Below are 20,773 nucleotides of genomic sequence, written 5' to 3'. Positions count from 1 at the left end.
GCAAAATGGAACATTTTAAGGATTATAATTATTTAAAAACAAGTGATGCTTGCGTTAAATGCGGCAAATGCCTTCCAGATTGCACAATCTTCAATATCAACGGAGATGAAGCCACTTCCCCAAGAGGCTTTATTGATTTATTGGGCGCTTACCAGAGAAAAGAGATTCCACTTGATAAAAATGCTAAAAATATTTTTGAAACTTGTTTTTTATGCACAACTTGCGTTAGTGTTTGTCCAAACTCTCTCCCAACAGATACACTCATTGAAAATATTCGCTATGAAATTGCTCAAAAATATGGAATTGCTTGGTTTAAAAGAATATTTTTCTACCTCTTAAAACACCGCAAAATAATGGATTTAAGTATGAAGCTAGGTGCATTTTTTACGCCTTTACTTTTTCAAAAAACCGATGATAATCATTCCATAAAACCACGCTTCAAACTCCCCTTTATTTCTAATAGAATCTTTGGAGCTATCCAAACTAAAAGTTTTTTAAACTCCCATCAAGAAAATCTCATCTATCATAAAGATAACCCTAAAAAAGTTGCTATTTTTATCGGCTGTTTAGGAAACTATAACTATAAAAGTGTAGGAGAATCGCTTGTCTTTATACTCCAAAAGCTAGGCATTAATACAATGATTCCCAAAAAACAAAAATGCTGTGGGGCTCCAGCTTATTTTACAGGCGATTTTGAAAGCGTTAATCAACTCATTACAGAAAATATTGCTTATTTTGAAAGCTTTATTGATGAAGTAGAAGCAATCTTGATTCCCGAAGCTACTTGTGCAGCAATGATTTTAGAGGATTGGGAAAGATTCATGGAAAAAAACCCAAGCTACCAACAAAGAATCCAAAAACTACTACCTAAAATCCATATGGCAACCCATTGGCTTATGCACAATACAAATCTCAAAGACTATCTCTCTACCCTTCCAAAATCTCAAGAAACATTTACCTATCACGATCCATGCCACGCAAGAAAAGTGCTTGGAATCTGGAAAGAACCGCGAGAATTACTTCGTCAAAATTATGATTTAATTGAAATGGAAGATCCTAATACTTGCTGTGGTTTTGGTGGTGTTACAATGCAGACAGAAAGATTCAATCTAGCAAGTAAAGTAGGAAGCAAAAAAGCTAAGATGATTGACAAAACACAGGCTAAATATGTTGTAGCAGAATGCAGTGCATGCCGTATGCAACTCAATAATGCCCTTCATCAAGAAAAGGTTAAAACGCTATTTGCTCACCCGTTAGAATTGATTGAAAAGGCTATTAAAACTGCGAGGATTTAACTTTCTTTAAGTTATTTTATCTTAGAATTCTATACTTTCTAAAAAGGAATTATTATGATTGGAAAAAATTTATCACTTAAGAGTCAGCTCTTTATTGGATTTGGCATTATTTTAGCCTTTATTATCCTTATTGCAGCTACTGGCTATGTGAAAATCAAATTTGTAGATAACACTCTCACAGAAATTAGCGATGTTAATTCAATCAAGCAACGCTATGCTATTAATTTTAGAGGAAGTGTGCATGATCGAGCAATCGCCATTAGAGATGTTGTTTTGCTAGAGGATCCAAACGAACTTGAAGCTACGCTTAACCAAATTAAAGAATTAGAAAACTTCTACCGCGATTCAAGTGAAAAAATGGATCAAATCTTTCAAAATCCCGCTATGGTTGATGCTAAAGATAAAGATATTTTAAGTCGTATTAAAGAAGTAGAAAAAACTACAATGCCTTTAATTATCAATATTATTGAACTTAAGGCAAATGGAAATCTATCAGCCGCACACGATATGCTTCTCTCTCAAGCAAGAGGTGCTTTTGTGCAATGGTTAGCAGTTATAAATGAATTTATTGATCACCAAGAAGCAAAGAATCAAGCTCTTACTATTACTGCTAGAGGAGAAATAGGAAATTATCTCAACCTTGTTTTATGGTTGGCTGGAATTGCTTTTGTGATTGCAATTTTGATTGCTTCATATATCACAAAACTCATCATTTCATCATTAGGTGGTGAGCCAAAAGAAGCTGTTAAAGTAGTTTTAAGCATTGCTAATGGCAATTTAAATACTCCTATCCACACAAACTACCAAGAAAGTATGTTAGCTTCTGTTGGGCAAATGCAGAAAAAACTTAAAGAAATTGTTTCTGAAGTTATGAATTCTTCAAGAGAACTTAATGAGCGTGCTAATGAGGTGGCTAATAGCTCTGAAGAAGCAAAAGCCTCCTCTTATAAACAACTTGATAGTTCCGAAGATTCTGTGCAAAAAATTGAAGAAGTTGTTAATGCAGTAGCACATGTCTCACAAATTGCAAAACAAACAGAAGAAAATTCTGGAATCACTACAAGCCTTTCTAATAAAGGTATTGAAGCTATGAAGACAACCATTAATGAAATTGAAAAAATCACTCAAACCGTTTCTTCATCTTCAGAACATATTCGTATGCTAGAAAAACATTCACAAGAAATTAGCGGTAGTGCTGAACTCATTAAAGAAATAACCGATCAAACTAATCTCCTTGCACTTAATGCAGCTATTGAAGCTGCAAGAGCTGGTGAGGCAGGGAGAGGGTTTGCAGTTGTTGCAGATGAGATTAGAAAACTTGCCGAACGCACAGGTGTTGCTACTTCTGAAATTGCGCGTATGATAGAAGTAATTCAAAATGAAACGCAAACTGCCGTTGAAGCCATTCAAACTGCTGTTCCACAAGTTGAAAAAGGGATGCAATTAGCCAATGAAGCAAGTGAAATATTAGATCAAATCAATACTCAAGCAACCGATTCGCTAAATAAAGCAAGAGAAGTAACAAGTGCAGCAGAAAATCAAGCTGCAAATATGGAAAATCTCGCCAATGATCTAAAAGAAATTTCCGAAGCTTCAAGAAATACAGCAAATTCTATGGAAAACAATACAGAATCTGCCAAAATGCTTAAAGAAATTTCATCGGTATTAAAAAACCATATTAATCACTTTAAACTATAAACTTTTTCTCCCATCTTTATGGGAGATTTATAAAATTTCACTATAATTTCATTTTTTTAAATTTTAAAAACAAGAAAGGTTAAGTTTGCGTAATGTTGCTTTAATACTCTTGGGTGCTGGGGATAGCAGTCGCTTTAAAACGCAAAAAGCCCCTAAAAAACAATGGTTGCGCATTGATGAAATACCACTTTGGCTAAAAGTTGCTAAGGAAGTTGTTAGTTATTATCCTTTTTGCAAATGTATCTTAAGCATCAAAGAGGAAGAAAAAAAATATACGCAAAAATACCTTAATTCTTTTAATTTAAATTTTATTCTCACAAAAGGCGGAGAAACAAGGCAAGAGTCACTGCAAAATGCTCTTTTAGAAGTTAAAGAAGAATGGGTTTTAGTCAGTGATATTGCACGATGTAATATGCCAAAAGATATTTTTATAAAAATACTCTCTGCTACCAATCAATACGATTGCGTTGTGCCCTATTTAAATATTCCAGATACTATTGCTTATGGAGATGAAACTCCACAATATCTCAAAAGAGAAAAACTAAAAATTATACAAACGCCACAACTTAGCAAAACTGAAATTTTAAAAAAAGCTCTCCTTAAAGGAGATTTTACCGATGAAAGTAGTGCCATTGCTTCTTATGGTGGATCGATTGCTTACTTAGAAGGCTCCAAAGAAGGCAGAAAAATTACATATCTTGAAGACTTGCAATCTCTCCAACTCCTTTCTCCAAGCTCAAAAAGTATGATAGGATTGGGAAGCGATATACACGCTATGAAATCAGGAAATGGTATTATATTAGGTGGAATTATGATTCCTTGTGAATATCAGCTTATAGCTCATAGCGATGGCGATGTTTGCTTACATGCATTAAGCGATGCAATTTTAGGCGGAATCGGGGCTGGAGATATTGGTGAATGGTTTCCTGATAATGATGATGCTTATAAAAATGCCGATTCTGCAAAATTACTCCAAAAAATTGTCAATTTTACTCTTGATGTGGGATACATCATTAAACAAGTTGATCTTACCATTTTTGCACAAAAGCCCAAAATTTCACCTTATAAAAATGCTATAGAAAAACGCATTGCTGAGATTCTAGAGATTCCGCTTTTTTGCGTCAATGTTAAAGCTACCACAACAGAAAAACTTGGTTTTATTGGTAGAAAAGAAGGAATTATGGTTCAAGCAAATGTCATCTTAGAATACTTTAATTGGAAAAAATTATTATAAGAGGTTTTTATGGAAATTTTAATCGTAGAAAACGAAGTTTATTTAGCACAAAGCATTGCCTCTAAGCTAAGCCATTTAGGATTTAATTGCGAAATTACTTCAAGCATACAAGAGGCATTAGAGCAAGATAAAGCCGATATTGTTTTGTTATCCACAAATATTTCTGGACAAAATTTTTATCCCCTTATTGAAAAATTTCACGATTCAATTATTATCTTAATGATACCTTATATTAACGATGAAACCGTAACGCGTCCCTTACAAGCTGGAGCAAGCGACTATATTGTAAAACCCTTTATGATTGATGAATTAGTAAGAAAGATTGAACAACACAATAATTTTAAACAATCTCAAAAGGAAATTGCTTTTTATCGTGATTATCTTTGTAACTCTTTACTAACTTTCTCTTATACAATTAACTCTAAAATTTCTTTTCCTCTCATTATCAAAAGCACTTCACAAAAGGCTATTGATATGTGTGTAGCACATTATGCCATTCATAAAAAACTTCCTATTAATTTTCTTTCACTTTATGAAATATCAGACTATAATAAATTGCTTAAATCCATTTCTAAGCAAAAATTAAATTACGCTATTGGCTTTGAAACACTTTCTAGAGAAAATAAGGAAAATTATATCAAATCACTTAAAAATATTCCCATTATCTTTTCTTCTATCAATGGGGATGTAGAAGATTTTGCAAATGTTTATGAGGTTGAAGCCAAAGATATCTCTCAAGGATTCCAAGAGGAGATTTTGAGCGTTGATGAATATGTTAAAACAATGATCTTAAATTTTGAAGACAAATATCCCGATACAGAATTAAGCAAAAAACTAGGAATGTCAAGAAAAAGTCTATGGGAAAAAAGAAAAAAATATGGAATCACTAAGAAAAAATAAATCTCTTTTCATTGACAAAGAAGCCTTATTTGCATTATTTTTATGCAAAGAAGGACTTTTAGCCCCTGTTGATCATCTTATAAATGAAGATGAAATGCATCAAAGTGAAAAAAATCAAATTTTTCCACTTTCTTTTATATTAGCTCCTGCTGGGAAACGCAATCAAGAAATTCTACAAAATGTCTCCAAAGGAAAAACTTTAAATCTCATTTGCGATCATAAAATATGTGGGGAACTTGTTGTTGATTCCACTTTTTGTATTGACAAAAAACAAAGACTTATGCGAATTACAGGTGGAGATATTTATTCTAAAAAAGCACAAGATATTTATAAAAGACTAGGAGATTTTGCAGTTTGTGGGGACTATCAACTTGATCCTCAAATCACTTACCCTATAAACAAAGGCATCAAAGAAACCATTTTGCAAATCAAAAAGAATCTTCAAGCTTCTAGCATTACTGCTATGATGCTTGATGTCTCCCCTATTACTCGAATTCACGAGCGAATTTTTAGACTAATCTTAGATGAAAATGAGCTTTTAGTCTTGTTTTTATTTAAAAAGCAAAAAGAGGATTTATTAAGCTTTCAAATCCGAAAACAATGCTTAGAATATGTCATAGAAAACTATCTTCCCAAAAATCGCATTATTATTTTCCCTCTTAATGACATTTATCTTTTTGAGGGAACACACGGCATACTACTTAATGCAATCATCTCTCAAAATTTAGGTTGTGATAAAATGGTAATAGGCGAAACTCACCCTAATCTTGCTTTTTATTACGAAAAACAAAAAATCTATTCTGTTTTTGATACCACTAAAGAGATTAAAATAAAAATAAAATTTTTAAGCGAATTTGTTTATTGTCAGCAATGCAAAACTATTGTGAGTGTGAAAACTTGCCCCCATGGCAAACATCATCACATTAACTATCACGCAAGATTTATTCAAGGAATCTTACAATCCGGACTCATTCCTCCAACTATTTTGGTGCGTAAAGAAGTTTCAGCAAAAATCCTTGCCTATCTTTTTCCAAACCGCTTTAGCAATCTCATTAAGCAATTTGGCACAATGTTTGCAGACAATGGAATTATTAAAGAGCAAAGCGAGGAAGATTTCTATATCAAACTCTCTCTACTCTATCAAACCCATTCTCTCAATTAGGACCTTCTTATGCAAAATAAAAATTTCTTTTTACAATTTCAAAATACCAAAGATTTTTTATGCAAAATGTATCTCACGCTTTTTTTTAGCGGCTTAAGCAAAAAAGCTCCTGGCACTATTGGCACACTCATAGCACTTCCTTTTGGTTGGGCTATTGCTTATTTTATTGCACCTAGCACTCTATTTTTACTTGCTTTGCTTGTAAGTGTGATTGCCATTAAGATGATTGATAACTATGAAAACCAAGGTTTGAATCACGATAGGCAAGAAATTGTGATTGATGAGTTAGCTGGAGTTTGGATTAGTATTACTATGATAGGACACACTTATTTTGCCCTTTTACTTTCATTTGTTCTCTTTCGTATTTTTGACATTTGGAAGCCCTCAATCATTGGCAGAGTTGATAAAAACATCAAAGGTGGTTTAGGTGTTATGGGAGATGATTTGCTAGCTGGTTTCTTTGCAGGATTATTAGGATTAATCCTTATTAAGCTTCTCTCACAATTCCAAACTTTTGAAAATCTACTAAAGCTTAGCTTTTAGGTTTTTTGGGCAATAGAAAAATCTCCAAAACAATAAATATCAAAACAATACACAAAAAATAATTTATCTTTTTTTCAGAATCCTTTAGAATATTTTGTGTATAAAATTGTTGGCTCAAAGTAGCTAATTCTAAGCTTGTTAGCAATCCATTATCTCCTTCTAATGCCATTAAAAGCTTTTGATTGTTCTCCAAAAATGCTTCAACATTGTGCAAAATAAAAGTTTGATTAGCATCATTCAAAAAACTCTCCATTTTCACCACAAGATTTCCACTTCCAAAATAAATATCATCCAATGTAGATCTTTCTTGATTTTGCACTATCATAGAAACAGCAAAGTCTCTTAAAACATTATGGATTGTCAAAAGCTGATTAATACAAAGCCTCAATTCCATAAAATTTTCATAATTATTACGCTTTAGGACATAATTTGTTGCAGCAACTTGAGATAAAAACACTATGCGTTGCGCTAAGAATCTTTGTTTTCCGCTAATATTAATATAATAAAGTAAAGTATCTTGTTTTTGCGAGACTTCCTTTACATAAAAATAACAATACAATGCACTACCACATAAACAAAACAAAAGCACTAAATGCGCTAATAAATTTTTCTTAATAAACACCCAAAAATACCCTTATAGTTTAAATCAAAGAATTGTATCAATCTTCAAAAAATTTATCAATAAAATATGATAAAATTAGTCCTACACTTATATCTAAGGAAAAGTCATGCTCAAACATTGTTTTATAGCCACATTTATTGGAATTTTTCTTGCTGCTTGTGCTCAAAAACAAAACACAATCCAGCTAATCACTCTTCAAAAAGCTTGTCAAACCCCCATTGTCTCTTATCAATTAGGAAACCTTAAAGTCGGACAATTTAATGATTTAAAAATTCCAAAAGAACAAGTCTTATCTGCAATAGAAAATGCCTTACAAACCAGCGGATGCTTCACTAAAGCCAATAAAAATACTTCAAAATATTACATTTTAGAATCTGTTTATGGAAGCATCAATCAACAAGCAAAACAAGGAGGATTTTGGCAATCCACTTCGCAAGACACTGCAATTATTGAAATTTTACTTGCTTTTAGTAATGATAAAGAAACAAAATTTTATAAAAGCAAAGCATCCTTTAAAAACACTGCGGATAAATTTTTAGGAATTGGAGAAAATTCAAATTTAGATTCTATTCATATTCAATTAACCTTAAATAACGCTATCTATTCTGCAGTTAATAAAGCAACGCAAGATTTTCTAAAACAAAAATAAAGTCCCCAAATTTTAGTTTATTGACTTTATGTGAATAAACTAAATTCTTTGTTTTAAAAGTTTAACTTACCTTGTGGCATAAGATTTATCAATATGAAATTTACGATAAAATTCCTTTAATTCTTCCTCATCAAAATCCTCCAACAAACCTTTTTGTTTTAATGATTCTAGAATCTTTACATCACAATCTGTTTCTTTTGGCCACTCACGCTTATAGCCATCTGCGATATTTTTATCTGTCGCATCAATAATAATAATATCTCCAAAAATACGAATGTCTCGTTTTGAATCAATATTATTAACCACACGCCATAAAATCATATAGAGATTTTCAAGATCGTTTTTCTCCCAATCAAGCAATACAAGAATCTTTATATGTTTTTGCAAAGTTTGAAATAAACTCTCTTTTAAATACTTTTGCAAGCTTTCATTAGAATCTTTTTTGACGCCAAGCAAAGTGATTGGATTCTTTGTTTCTTTAAAATATTGCCTTAAAATTTCAGCCTTAGGAAAAATGTCCTTCATTTGTTTTAGCAATATTTCATTTTCTAAAATCTCTAATTGAGGATTCTCAATTTCTTCACCCGTGCAATCAACTCCTAACTTACCGCCCTCTGCAAAATTAGGAGAAGCGTGATCAAGTGCATCACAAACCCCTTCACTAAAAAGGCAATTTTTAACACTAAACCGATTTAAAATATAAGGTATAATATCCTTTGATTCTAAACTTGGTGCATCCTCTCCTACAAAAATAGCATGCTTAACAAAACTCATCTGCCCTACTCCCCAAAAAGAATGCATACTCTGTTTAGCAGCACTTGGAAATCGTGCTTCAATTTTAGCTAAAATCAAATTATGAAACACGCCATTTTCAGGCATAAAATAGTCAATTAAGCTTGGGGTTGTTGTCTGCAAAAGTGGCAAAAAAATCCGCTCTGTTGGATAACCCAAATATTTATCCTCTAAAGGAGGCTTACCTACAACTGAAGCAAGATAAATAGGATTTTTCTTGTGCGTAATTGCACTCACTTCAAGCACCGGATAAGGCTCAATAGGCGTATAAAATCCCGTATGATCCCCAAATCTTCCCTCATCTCTCAATTCATTGGTATCTACAAATCCCTCAATCACAAGATCGCTATCATAAGGCACACAAAGTTCATTGCTTACACATTTTACAAGTCTTGCTTTTTCCTTTTTGATAAAGCCATAAAGCATTAATTCAAATATCCCATAAGGCAATGGAGCAGTCGCACACCAAGTATAAAGAGGATTTCCTCCTATTGCAATGCTAACTGGCATTTTTTGATTTGCTTTTTTATATTCCTCAAAGATTCCAACTGAATCCTTATGAATCTGCCAATGCAATCCCAAATGATTTTTATCATAAACTTGCAAACGATACATTCCAAGATTCCGCACACTACCATCAAGACTTTGCGTATAACACTGCCCCATTGTGATAAAAGCACCCCCATCTTCACTCCAAGTCTTTAAAATAGGCAAAGATTGCAAATCCACTTCACTGCCAGTCTTAATCACTTCTTGACACAAACCTCGATTCTTAACAACTTTTGGAGATAAATAGCGCAAACTTAAGAGCTTGGGGAGTGTTTGCATTATTTCTTTAAAATTTTTAGGAGGTTTTAATTTTAATAAAAACGCAAGATCATTTGCAATTTGTCGTGTATCACCAATTAACAACTCCACGCGACTAAAACTTCCAAAAAGATTCATTAAAACTGGGATTTCAAAATTAATATCGCGTTGTTTGTCAATTGGATTGGTAAAAAGCAATGCTTTAGAATTAGGCTTTTTAACCTCTAAGTATGCAAGATGAGGAATCTCTAAATGAATATCCAAAGGTTCAGAAATAATTCTAACTTCATTGTGTGCCTTTAATAAATCTAAAGTTTGTCGCATTTTTACCTCCTAGTTTGATTTCTTAGTTAAAAAGCCATTAAAGTCTGTTTGATCTCACCATTATCCAATGCTTTGAGTTTAAAAGCTTCTTTGCAAAAACCATTTTCTAACTCAAAAACAACCATTTGAAAAATACTAGGAATCCCCTTGCCTTCTGGAATCCTAAGACGATTTGGCACACCTGTTAAAAACTTTTCAATAGGCTCTTGTATTTCCATTCCAATCACACTTTTTCTTGCTCCACTCATACCCACATCACTTACCCCAAAAGTCCCCTCAAAAATCTCCAAATCATCGGTTCCAACATGCGTGTGTGTCCCAAGAATCGCACCAATTTTACCCCTTAACATCATAAACATTGCACGCTTTTCACTTGTTGCTTCAGCGTGAAAATCAATGATAATATTCTTAATTCCTTCTTCTTGCAAAGATTCTACAACTTTTTTTGCACACACAAAAGCATTATCGCATTGTGGCATCCCAAAACTTCCCATAAGATTTAACACTGCAAACTTTTCTTCTTTTATTTTACCCTTATAAATTCCACTCCCCATTACACCTTTTGGATAATTATGCGGACGCAAAATCACTGAATCTTTTTGAGACAAAAGAGGAAAAATATCTTTTTTATCCCAAATGTGATTCCCACTTGTAAAAATATCCACTCCATAGCCTTGAAGCTCCAAAAAAGTTGAAACACTCAAACCAAATCCATGACTAGCATTCTCCCCATTAGCTATCACGCAATCTAGTGCATATTTTTTTCGCACTTCACCTAAATAGTCCCCAACCAATCCCCGACCAACTTTTCCTATAATATCTCCAATAAACCCAAAACGCATTTATTTATCCCTTTAACTACTTCAAATATTCCATAACCGCTTCTAAAATATCTTCTTCATCTTTGCTTTTTGCGACAATAGTTTTTTTCTCTCCTTTGGTATCCACAAAAGTAATATTTTGCTGATAGTTTAAAACGCTCACAATATCACGCTTTCTTGCCTTAATCTTAATTACAATTAAAGCAATAAATTGCTTTGTGTAAATATCTAAACTTCCAAATCTCTCTTCAATCTCTGATTCTATACCATAAACTGCACTTTCTTCCTCACATCTTGACAATCTACGATAAATCTCTAAACGCAATCTCTCTGAAGCAATCAACTCGGGATTTAAAAATGCCGTTACACTTAGCTTCACATCAATATTAGCCTTTTCCTCTTTGACATTTCCACTTAGTTGATAAATAGCTTCTTCTAACATTTTTAAATATAAAGAGTAGCCAATATTTTTAATATGCCCGCTTTGAGCCTCACCAAGCAAATTTCCTCCACCTCTTATCTCCAAGTCATGATAAGCTAAAGCACCACCACTTCCTAAATAGGCATTTTTTTCTAGTGCCATTAAGCGTTTTTGTGCTTCTTGAGTGATTTTATTTGGATCTTCAATCAAAAAATAGCAAAATCCCTCTTTGCTACCTCGCCCCACACGCCCCCTTAATTGATGCAAATCTGCAATTCCAAAACAATCACTTCTATCTACCAAAATTGTATTTGCATTAGGAAGATGAATTCCTGATTCAACAATAGAAGTGCAAAGCAAGAGATTAAATCCCCCTTTTGCAAACTCCATAATAATATCCTCAGATTCTTGGGCTGAAATTTGCGAATGCAAAATAGCAATCTTTAAATGTGGCATTATGCTTAAAATTTCTTCTTTTCTTTGGTTGATTGAAGAGATATTATTATGAATATAAAACACTTGACCTCCGCGTCTTAATTCCCTTAAAACCACTTCTTTAAATAATGAATCACTATAAGTTTTTACAAAAGTTCTTGTAGGTAATCTCTGACTTGGAGCTTCTTTTAATTCGCTCAAACCCTTAATGTGCGAAAGTGCCATATTAAGCGTTCTTGGGATAGGGGTTGCCGACATTGAAAGCAAATGAATATTTTGACTTATTTCTTTAATTTTCTCTTTTTGTTTCACTCCAAATTTATGCTCTTCATCCACCACAATTAAAGCTAATTTTTTAAAAACCGCATTTAAAAGTGCGTGAGTTCCAACAACAACATCCACACTCCCCTGCTTTAATCCCTCTAAAATAGATTTTTTTTCTTTTGCGCTAACATATCTATCTAACCTTGCCACCTTAATGCCAAAAGCTTCAAAACGAGCCTTTATTGTCAAAAAATGCTGATAAGCAAGCAAAGTTGTTGGAGTGATAATAGCTGCTTGATAACCACTTAAAAAACAAGCTAACATTGCATTCATAGCCACTTCTGTTTTGCCAAAACCAACATCCCCACTTAACAACCTATCCATTACTCTTCCACTAGAGAGATCCTTAAAAATTTCTTGGATAGCTTGGTTTTGATCTTTTGTATAAACAAACCCACTTTGCCCTTGAAAAACTAAAATTTCTTCTTTATTGGTGTCAATGATAATCCCATCAATCAATTCCCTTTTAGCTGCTAATGCAATGATTCCATTAGCAATAACAAAAAGTTTTTCTTTAATTTTCTCTTTAAGTTTTACAAAAGATCCCTTGCCTAGTCTATCAAGTATTGGAATCCCACCATCTGCGATATACCGATCAATTCTATCTAAATTCTCAACAGGCAAAAGTAATTTATCTTCACCTAAATATTTTAACTCGATAAAATCCCTTGTTGCCCCAAAAATATTGGCTTGAGTAATTCCGTTAAAAACTGCCACTCCATAATCAATATGCACAACATAATCCCCAGTCTTTAACTCATCAATTAAAATTTTATTGGCACGCTTTTTGGTTTGTTTGTGTTGGGTGTTAAGCGAAAGTATTAATTCCTCTTTGCCTAAAATCCAAATTCCATAATCTTTCCCAAAAACAAATTCATAGTCTTGATGCTCACTAGGCGTGATTCCAGCTTGTCGCACTAATGCTTCAGTTTTAGCAATTAATGTGATTTTTTTGTGTTGATGAAATTCTAAAAAGCTTGGAATATTCCTAAAAGCACATTCAAAATCTTCATAATTTTTACTAATTTCCAGACTTGAATGCTCTAAAATCTTATGCAACAAACCTTGATTTTGCTCTTTAAACTCCAAGAGTTCATTGAGTAAATCCTCTAAATTTGGAGCTTTAATATAGAGATATTCTTCCAAAAGATTCTGTGTGCCTTCTACAAACCAAAGCCCATATGAAGCAATACTATTCCCTTCAAGTTGCAAAGCATCTTGCAAACGCAATTCTTCAATTTTTTCAATCAGCTTTTCATAGGCATTTCCGCTAAGGTTAAAAAAAGCAGGCAGAATCTCTATTTGATCTAATTCTTCTTGAATGCAAAGTTGTGTTTGCACATCAAAAAATCGCATACTCTCAATTTCATTATCAAAAAGAGAAATGCGAATAGGATTTTCAAAATTGGGCAAAAAAAGATCAATAATATCGCCCCTTATTGAAACTTCTCCCTTTACTTCAACAAGCTCAACAAATTCATAGCCAAAATATAATAATTTCTCTTGAAATTGCTTTAACTCTAAACACTCTCCAAATTGAAGACTAAAGCCCTGCAATAATTCTAGTTTTGGCATAGGATTAAGCAAAGTTTGCAAAGGTGATAGTAAGATTTTTTGCTCTTTTGATTCATAAAATTTTTTAAGAGTTTTAAAAATTTCACCAAGCTCATCTTGGTAACTTCTCAAATCCTCACCAAAAACCGCTCTAAAATCCTCCAACACATAAGCATCAAAGCCCAAAAAACTAGCAACATCTGCCATTCTTTGTGCTTCATTTTTATCCTTAGCTAAACCAATCAACCCTTTAGAATATGTCTTGGCAAAACTATTTTTTTGGGCTTTTAGAAATTCATAAAAGCTACTTTGTATCAACTACATTCTCAACTTTTTTGGAAATATCATTGTGCGGTTTATTTTTCTCAAAAGCACTTTTAATTTCATTGTTTTTGTGCGTAATGCTATGCCCAACAAATTCACCTGTTTTTTCAATAATGAGTTCTTTAGCTTTGATTTCTCCATCAATTCTACCTTGAGGTAGAATCTCTACAATGCTGCACTCACAATTTCCCATTAATTTACCACTAACCACTAAATGCTCAGCATTAATAGTGCCATTAACATTTCCGCTTTTTCCAATCACAATATTATTTTTCGTAATAATGCTACCTTCTAACTCGCCATCAATATGCAAATTGCATTCGCTAATAATGTCTCCCTTTATTCTTGTGCCTTGCGCAATAATACTGGTGTTTCCCGAATTTCCGATAACTTGTTTATCATTGTTAGCAAAGATTGCCATTTTATATTTTTCTCCTTTTCAAAAATTTGCGTATAATCACGCATAGTCCATTCTATAAATGGTTTTGGATCTAAATCTCTCCCCAAATAACGAATCTCATAATGCAAATGCGGTCCAGTGCTTCTTCCAGAATTACCTGAATAAGCAATCAACTGCCCTCGCCTTACAAAATCGCCCCTTTTTACAACAATCTTACTCAAATGTGCATAAAAAGTCTTAAAACCAAAAGAATGTTCTAATTTTACCATAATTCCATAGCCACCATTATAACCTGTTCCTGTGAAATCTGCTACACCATCAGCAGGAGCATAAATGGGAGTCCCAATAGGCATTCCAAAATCAATACCTGTATGAGAGTGAGAACGCCTAAGAATTGGGTGCAATCTTGTCCCCCAAGCAGCCGTAATACGATATTCTCCTTTAAGGGGAGCTCCATTTGGAATAAGTTGCATTACAAATGCCTTTTGTGCGCCCGTAATACTAGCCAAATCCACTCTTTCTATCAAACTTAAATCTTTTTGATCAGTTTGTTCCCCTAGCCCAACAATACCCTCTAAATCCTCAATTTTATCAGAAACTTTAACTAATTCCTCGGTTTTTTCTTCAATTAAAGCTTGTAATTGTTCATTTTTTTCATTAATTTTTAAAAATTCCTGCTGCATTAAATCGCGTTTATTTTCAATCTGCTTAACTTCTTGCAAAAGCAATTGAATAGAAATAGCACTAAAAAAGAAAATAGCTACTACAAACAAAATAACATACAAAATAATTTGCTTGACATATTGATGAATATTATACTGCTTAGAACCAGTAATATCAGTAATCGTTACTACAAAGCGATTCTTCATTGCCATAGCTGTCTTCTCTTTAAAAACTCTGCCACTACACAAAAAGATCCACACACAAGGTATTTTTCATCTTTTTGAATACTGCAAAAATCTATAAATTCCAAATCCAATCCTCTTAAAATATCTTCTAACTGCTCTTTTGGAATCCTACGCGAACTTGAAATTTCAATAATCTCAACACGCTTAATAATGGGCTTTAAAATCTTTAAAATTTCTTTTGGATTCTTATCGAGGTAGGAATTATAAACTAAAATATATTTTTCTTTGCTAAAATTTTCTAGAATCGCTCTCGCTCCATTTGGATTATGCAAAACATCAAGCCAAATATTAGGTGCAATCTGTTGTGCCCTACCTTGTAAATCTAATTCTTTAAGCTCTCCAAGATTCATATCAAACCCTAAGGCTTTAAATCCAGAGTATGCTAAAGCTAAATTTTCTTCTTGGAATCGTGCATAATGATGCTTTTTGCAATAAGCTTTAATGGAGGGTAAAAGACTTTTAGAATCCAAAACCAACAATTCTGTTTGCTTTTTTTGTGCAATTTTTTGTGCAATATCAACTACACTAGAATGAACTTGAATACCTAAAATCGCTCTTTTTGCCATTGCATTAAGCTTGGTTTTTGCAATTTCCTCTAAACTCTCTCCTAAAAATTCTTGATGATCTATATCAATAGCACTAAAGAGTGTTAAATCTCTTTTAACGCAAGTTGTTGTCGAATCAAACTCACCACCAAGCCCTGCTTCTAACACCAAATAATCACATTCTCTAAAAACCTTAAGTGCTAAAAAAGTCAAAATCTCAAAATAACTAGCTTCCTTTAAAAGTGTAGTATCAAATTCCAAAAATGCTTGTTCTAGTTTTTCTAATGCAATATTTTTTCCATTATTCCAAAAGCGTTCTTCAAGACCAAATAAATGCGGAGAAGTAAAATGCCCCACATTAAACCCCTGTTGATAGAGCATTAAAGCCAAAAATCTCCCCGTGCTACCCTTGCCATTTGTGCCAATAATGTGAATCACTTTAGGTTTTAAAAAAGGAATATTAAGAGTTTTTAGAATCTTAGGAGCACGCTTAGGATCAAAAGGCGCATACTCCGCACCTTTTTTTTCTAAAAATTTTTCTAACTCATTCATTGCTAATTACACCTTGTGTGTCTTTCGCTTCTTGGAAATCTATTAAAATATTTTTTAACATATCTTCCAAACTTACTTGGTTAGCTCGATGTAAAACTTGTGCGCTAAGCTTAATTTTAAAATGCATTTGTTGATACACAAAAATACTCTTTTCAACCACCGAATCTAAATTTTTAATAAACTCAATAGCTTCGCTTTTTTGTCTATCTAGCAAACAAGCTAAAAACTCTTCTTCTCCATAATATGAAATCCAATCACTTGGACCGCTATATTCCTTCAAAAGTCTTCCTAAAATGGATAAAATCTTTTTTCCAGCTTCATTGCCAAAATCCGCAACAATCTTATTATACCCAACAACCCCAAAAGCAACTAACGCATAATTCTTGCCTTGCTTACAAAATGCCTCTTCTGCAAAATCTAAAACTTTCTGCATTCCCTCTTTACTAACTAAAGTCGTCATTGAATCTATAGGCAAAGAACTCGCTTCTTGGTATCTCATTCTTTCTTTTGGAATAATTTCAGTCTCCTCTTGTTGCATTTTCTTTTGAAAACCAAGTTCTTGCTTTAAAATTTTTTCTAATTTTCTCAAAAAATCCTCTTCTTTGAGATTTTTTGGAAATTTTAAAAATTCTTTGACTTCCCCTTGCCACTCTTGAAAAGCTAGATTGTCAATTTCAAAATCACTTATGATTTCTAGGGTGCTTTTACTCTTTTGGAATTCTGGACCTTTTTTAAGCAACTCATTCCATTTTTCTTTCCAAATCTGCATAATCTTAGGATTAGATTTATCAAATTCCAAAAGCTGACTTTTAGCCAATGAAGCAATAGACTTTTCAGGATAAGTCGCTAAAATACGCAAAAGAATTTTAATAATTTCTACATAAAGCGTAAAATTCTTCTTATAAAAATAGATATGATTTAAGGCAGCAATCAAATGAATTATTAATTCATCTTTGTTTTTAAAAGCTTTGTTAGCTAGATTTTCTTTAACTTCTGCATCAATTTTTTCTAACATATTTTTAAGGCTAATATGTTCCCCATAGGATTGCAAACCCATTTTTTTAGCCTGTTGATGAAAATAATCTGCATAAGCCTCTGGAGTAGGATCACGACCTTCTTGCAATAATTGTTTTAAAGCTTCTTTAGCAATCTTTTGAATCATCTGCATTAAAAAGTCTCAATCCCAACTTGTGAAATAAAACCATCAAGTGCTTGAATCACCGCCTCATTAATTGCTTCTATACGCACAGAATCAGTTATATTAGAAGATTCTCCAAGCGAGAAATTATAATAGCCTTTTTTGGTGAAAATTCTTGTGCTTTGCGTATAGCGATTAGTGTATTTAAATCGCACATTCACTTCACAGCGATAAAAAGTTGCAAATCCTGTTTTATTCTCTGCTAGACTATGGAACAATACATTTTGCAATTCCACTTCCACCACCGAATCTGCTTCTTGTTTATCCACCACTCTACTATGAAGACGCTCAAAAATACTACGAGAAATTGCATCTTTTAGCTCCACACTATTTTGTGGATCTCTTAAGCTAATTTTTACTTCTACAAACACTTTACCGCCAAGTGCCTTATTTGCTTGATGAGCAATAGGCTGATAGCCACATCCCACCAAACAAACACAAATCACCAAAAACAAAAAAAGCTTTTTCATTCTACTGCACAACAAAATTTACTAACTTATTAGGCACAACAATCTCTTTTGTAAGTGTTTTGCCCTCAAGCCATTTAGAAACTTTCTCTCTAGCAAGTGCCAAAATCTCTTCTTTAGAAGTCTCCAAATCCACTTCAAGCTCATCACGACGCTTTCCATTAATAGTAATCGCTAAAGTTACCGAATCTTCTTTTAGAGCTTCATTATCCACCGCAATAACTTGAAAATTTTTCAAGCCAAAATACTGCTGACTTAATTCCCAACAAATATGTGGAATAATTGGTTCTAAAATATTCAACAAAATAAAATAACCCTCACTCCAAATTTCCCTATTTTCTTGCTCACTTAAAGCATTAATGGCTTCCATACAAGCAGCAATCAAAGTATTAAATGCATAGCCATTTTCATGCACAAAAGTTTCATTTGATTTTTTCAAAGCCTCATAAACCTTTTTACGCGCATATTTTTCAGCCTTTGAAAGCTTGCTAGTATCAATTTTTGGAAGCATTTGTATTGAATCAACATTTTCTATTTTTGCACACAAGCGTTTAATAAACCTAAAAGAACCCTCTAAAGCAGAATCATTCCATTCTAGCTCCCTTACAGGAGGTGCTGCAAAAAGAATAAAAAGTCTAGCAGTATCCGCTCCATAAGTGTTGATAATCTCTTGAGGATCCACTACATTGCCTTTAGATTTACTCATTTTAGCACCCTCTTTGGTTACCATTCCTTGCGTTAGCAAATGCGAAAAAGGCTCACTAATATGCGTATATCCCAAATCTCTCAAAACTTTAGTAAAAAATCGTGAATACAGCAAATGCAAAATCGCATGTTCAATACCCCCAACATACTCATCCACACTCATCCAATATTTTTCATCTTCTGGGCTTATAGGCATTTTATCGCGTAATTGTTGTGGAGTGGTATAGCGTAAAAAATACCAACTTGATTCTACAAAAGTATCTAAAGTATCTGTTTCTCTCAAAGCCTTTTGACCACATTTAGGGCAAACACAATGTTTCCAAGTAGAATGCTTATCAAGAGGATTTCCTTCTCCATCAATCACAACATCTTCAGGCAATGCCACGGGAAGATTTTCCTTACTCTCTGGTAAAATTCCACATTTTTCACAATGAATAAGCGGAATAGGCGTTCCCCAATATCTTTGCCTAGAAACTCCCCAATCACGCAATTTAAAATTCACTACAGCTTTACCGAGATTCTGATCTTCAAAGTGTTTAATAATCGCCTTTTTGGCTTCATTGCTTTCCATTCCATTATATTCTTTAGAATTTATCAATTCTCCACTCTCACAATAAGGCAAAGGTGCATTAGGATCTTTTTTATCCACAATCACTTGCTTAATAGGCAAATGATACTTTTGTGCAAAATCAAAATCTCTTTCATCGTGTGCAGGAACACTCATAACCGCACCGCTCCCATAATCCATTAAAACAAAATTAGCCACCCACAATGGAATCTTCTCTCCACTTAAAGGATGAATAGCAAAAATCCCCAAAGGCACACCACATTTTTCTTGTTGCGATCTCTCTCTTGCAGAAGTATTTTGCATTTTAATAATCTCTTCTTTAGCCTCTTGGCTCAATCCATTGCCCTCAAGCATTTTTTTAACCAAGCTATGTTCAGGCGCTAAAGCACAATAACTTACACCAAAGATTGTATCAGGACGCGTTGTAAAAACTTCAAATTCTTTAATACCTTGGCATTCTTGCTCTAATTGAAAACAAAAGCTCAAACCTTGAGATTTTCCAATCCAATTGCGTTGCATCGTTAGCACTTGATTAGGCCATTTACCCTCTAAACTCTCTAAATCTTGCAATAATTCTTCTGCATAATCGGTGATTTTAATATAATATTGATACATTTCCTTTTGGATAACTTGCGTATCACAACGCCAACATTTACCCTCAATCACTTGCTCATTAGCCAAAACCGTTTGATCATTAGGGCACCAATTCAAATAGCCCTTTTTACGATAAATCAATCCCTTTTCCCACATTTCTATAAAAAGCAATTGTTCCCATTTAGAATACTCTAAATCGCAAGTCGCAAGCTCACGAGTCTTAGAAAATGAAAAGCCTAGAGAATAAAGTTGCTTTTTCATATGTTCAATATTGCTATAAGTCCATTGTTTTGGGTGAGTTTTGTTTTTGATTGCAGCATTTTCAGCAGGCATTCCAAAGGCATCCCAACCAATAGGATGCAACACATTATAGCCTTGTTTTCTTAGATTCCTAGCAATCGCATCGCTAATACAATAATTCCTTACATGCCCCATATGGATATTTCCACTTGGATAAGGAAACATACTTAAAATATATTTTTTAGGCAGACTTTTATCTTCTTTTGGTTCATATTCACCGCTATTTTCCCAAAAATCTTGCCATTTTTTTTCAATCCCTTTTGCATAATATTCCATCATTATCCCTTAATTAAAATCATTGTAATTTCTTACACTCTCAATAGCCACAAACACAATTGAAACAATATTAGCCACCAACGCACCAAGAGCCAATGCTACAGCAACATTAATATTATCAAGCACTTGCATATAAATAAAAGCTGGAATCAAATGCAAATCAGCTACAAGAGAGGCTGCCATAAGCTCAGCAGACATATAATTCCTAACTCCAACTTTTAAAATAGTAGAAATAATATTCACGCCCCCAGCAATAAAAAGCATTACAATATTTTGCTCCCACAAAAATCCAATCGTAGAAGTCAAACTCATTAATACAAAAAAGACATAAATCACTTTTCCCCAGTCCATTTTA

18 protein-coding genes are annotated in these 20,773 nt (G+C 33.3%); 7 read left to right on the top strand and 11 right to left on the bottom strand.

Going from position 1 to position 20,773, the window contains the following annotated elements; all coding sequences use genetic code 11:
* Window positions 1–5: 5 nt before the first annotated feature.
* From HCAN_RS05015 to HCAN_RS04990, 6 genes are all read left to right on the top strand, one after another.
* The gene (locus tag HCAN_RS05015; RefSeq protein WP_006655667.1) at window positions 6–1,295 is read left to right on the top strand and encodes a (Fe-S)-binding protein; all 1,290 of its coding nucleotides are present in this window, start codon (window positions 6–8) and stop codon (window positions 1,293–1,295) included.
* Between the two features lie 54 nt (window positions 1,296–1,349).
* Window positions 1,350–2,993 (top strand): methyl-accepting chemotaxis protein, encoded by a 1,644-nt coding sequence (locus HCAN_RS05010; protein WP_006656866.1) that lies wholly within the window; start codon window positions 1,350–1,352, stop codon window positions 2,991–2,993.
* Window positions 2,994–3,078: 85 nt separating this feature from the next.
* On the top strand, window positions 3,079–4,227 hold the full coding sequence (locus HCAN_RS05005; RefSeq protein WP_006655666.1) for a bifunctional 2-C-methyl-D-erythritol 4-phosphate cytidylyltransferase/2-C-methyl-D-erythritol 2,4-cyclodiphosphate synthase: 1,149 nt from the start codon (window positions 3,079–3,081) through the stop codon (window positions 4,225–4,227).
* A 9-nt stretch (window positions 4,228–4,236) separates the two neighbouring features.
* Complete coding sequence (locus HCAN_RS05000; protein WP_006655665.1) at window positions 4,237–5,127, top strand: response regulator; 891 nt, start codon at window positions 4,237–4,239, stop codon at window positions 5,125–5,127.
* Complete coding sequence (locus tag HCAN_RS04995) at window positions 5,105–6,289, top strand: hypothetical protein (RefSeq protein ID WP_006655664.1); 1,185 nt, start codon at window positions 5,105–5,107, stop codon at window positions 6,287–6,289. Before HCAN_RS05000 ends, HCAN_RS04995 begins: the two co-directional genes overlap by 23 nt.
* 9 nt (window positions 6,290–6,298) lie before the next feature.
* Complete coding sequence (locus HCAN_RS04990; protein WP_006655663.1) at window positions 6,299–6,832, top strand: phosphatidylglycerophosphatase A family protein; 534 nt, start codon at window positions 6,299–6,301, stop codon at window positions 6,830–6,832.
* Here the strand turns inward: HCAN_RS04990 and HCAN_RS04985 are convergent.
* A complete protein-coding gene (locus tag HCAN_RS04985; RefSeq protein ID WP_006655662.1) occupies window positions 6,822–7,454 on the bottom strand; it encodes a type IV pili methyl-accepting chemotaxis transducer N-terminal domain-containing protein in 633 nt (210 codons plus the stop codon). The two genes, HCAN_RS04990 and HCAN_RS04985, sit on opposite strands and share 11 nt — an antisense overlap.
* A 106-nt stretch (window positions 7,455–7,560) precedes the next feature.
* Between HCAN_RS04985 and HCAN_RS04980 the strand changes: the two genes are divergently transcribed.
* On the top strand, window positions 7,561–8,103 hold the full coding sequence (locus HCAN_RS04980; protein WP_006655661.1) for a hypothetical protein: 543 nt from the start codon (window positions 7,561–7,563) through the stop codon (window positions 8,101–8,103).
* Between the two features lie 66 nt (window positions 8,104–8,169).
* Here the strand turns inward: HCAN_RS04980 and HCAN_RS04975 are convergent, their stop codons facing one another.
* From HCAN_RS04975 to HCAN_RS04930, 10 genes are read right to left on the bottom strand one after another with little or no spacing between them, the layout of a single operon-like run.
* Window positions 8,170–10,026: a menaquinone biosynthesis decarboxylase gene (locus HCAN_RS04975; protein WP_006655660.1), complete on the bottom strand. Its 1,857-nt coding sequence runs from the start codon at window positions 10,024–10,026 to the stop codon at window positions 8,170–8,172.
* 26 nt (window positions 10,027–10,052) lie between these two features.
* On the bottom strand, window positions 10,053–10,868 hold the full coding sequence (locus tag HCAN_RS04970) for a TIGR00282 family metallophosphoesterase (protein ID WP_006655659.1): 816 nt from the start codon (window positions 10,866–10,868) through the stop codon (window positions 10,053–10,055).
* A 16-nt stretch (window positions 10,869–10,884) separates the two neighbouring features.
* Window positions 10,885–13,899, bottom strand: coding sequence for a transcription-repair coupling factor (gene mfd, locus HCAN_RS04965; RefSeq protein WP_006655658.1), 3,015 nt, complete (start codon window positions 13,897–13,899; stop codon window positions 10,885–10,887).
* Window positions 13,886–14,326, bottom strand: a complete 441-nt coding sequence (locus tag HCAN_RS04960) for a bactofilin family protein (RefSeq protein ID WP_006655657.1) — start codon at window positions 14,324–14,326, stop codon at window positions 13,886–13,888. Before HCAN_RS04960 ends, mfd begins: the two co-directional genes overlap by 14 nt.
* Window positions 14,245–15,174, bottom strand: a complete 930-nt coding sequence (locus tag HCAN_RS04955; RefSeq protein ID WP_006655656.1) for a M23 family metallopeptidase — start codon at window positions 15,172–15,174, stop codon at window positions 14,245–14,247. The genes HCAN_RS04960 and HCAN_RS04955 overlap by 82 nt, the downstream gene beginning before the upstream one ends.
* The gene (locus tag HCAN_RS04950) at window positions 15,171–16,310 is read right to left on the bottom strand and encodes a Mur ligase family protein (protein ID WP_006655655.1); all 1,140 of its coding nucleotides are present in this window, start codon (window positions 16,308–16,310) and stop codon (window positions 15,171–15,173) included. Before HCAN_RS04950 ends, HCAN_RS04955 begins: the two co-directional genes overlap by 4 nt.
* A complete protein-coding gene (locus tag HCAN_RS04945) occupies window positions 16,303–17,478 on the bottom strand; it encodes a diguanylate cyclase domain-containing protein (protein ID WP_006655654.1) in 1,176 nt (391 codons plus the stop codon). The genes HCAN_RS04950 and HCAN_RS04945 overlap by 8 nt, the downstream gene beginning before the upstream one ends.
* Window positions 17,478–17,978, bottom strand: coding sequence for an LPS assembly lipoprotein LptE (gene lptE / locus HCAN_RS04940; protein ID WP_006655653.1), 501 nt, complete (start codon window positions 17,976–17,978; stop codon window positions 17,478–17,480). Before lptE ends, HCAN_RS04945 begins: the two co-directional genes overlap by 1 nt.
* A gap of 1 nt (window position 17,979) precedes the next feature.
* Window positions 17,980–20,418, bottom strand: a complete 2,439-nt coding sequence (gene leuS / locus HCAN_RS04935; RefSeq protein ID WP_006656862.1) for a leucine--tRNA ligase — start codon at window positions 20,416–20,418, stop codon at window positions 17,980–17,982.
* A gap of 9 nt (window positions 20,419–20,427) precedes the next feature.
* The gene (locus tag HCAN_RS04930) at window positions 20,428–20,769 is read right to left on the bottom strand and encodes a DUF6394 family protein (protein WP_006655651.1); all 342 of its coding nucleotides are present in this window, start codon (window positions 20,767–20,769) and stop codon (window positions 20,428–20,430) included.
* Between the last annotated feature and the right edge of the window lie 4 nt (window positions 20,770–20,773).

Source organism: Helicobacter canadensis MIT 98-5491, from assembly GCF_000162575.1.
In the GTDB taxonomy this organism is placed as follows: Bacteria; Campylobacterota; Campylobacteria; order Campylobacterales; family Helicobacteraceae; genus Helicobacter_D; species Helicobacter_D canadensis.
This window is presented reverse-complemented; position numbering and strand designations above follow the sequence as displayed.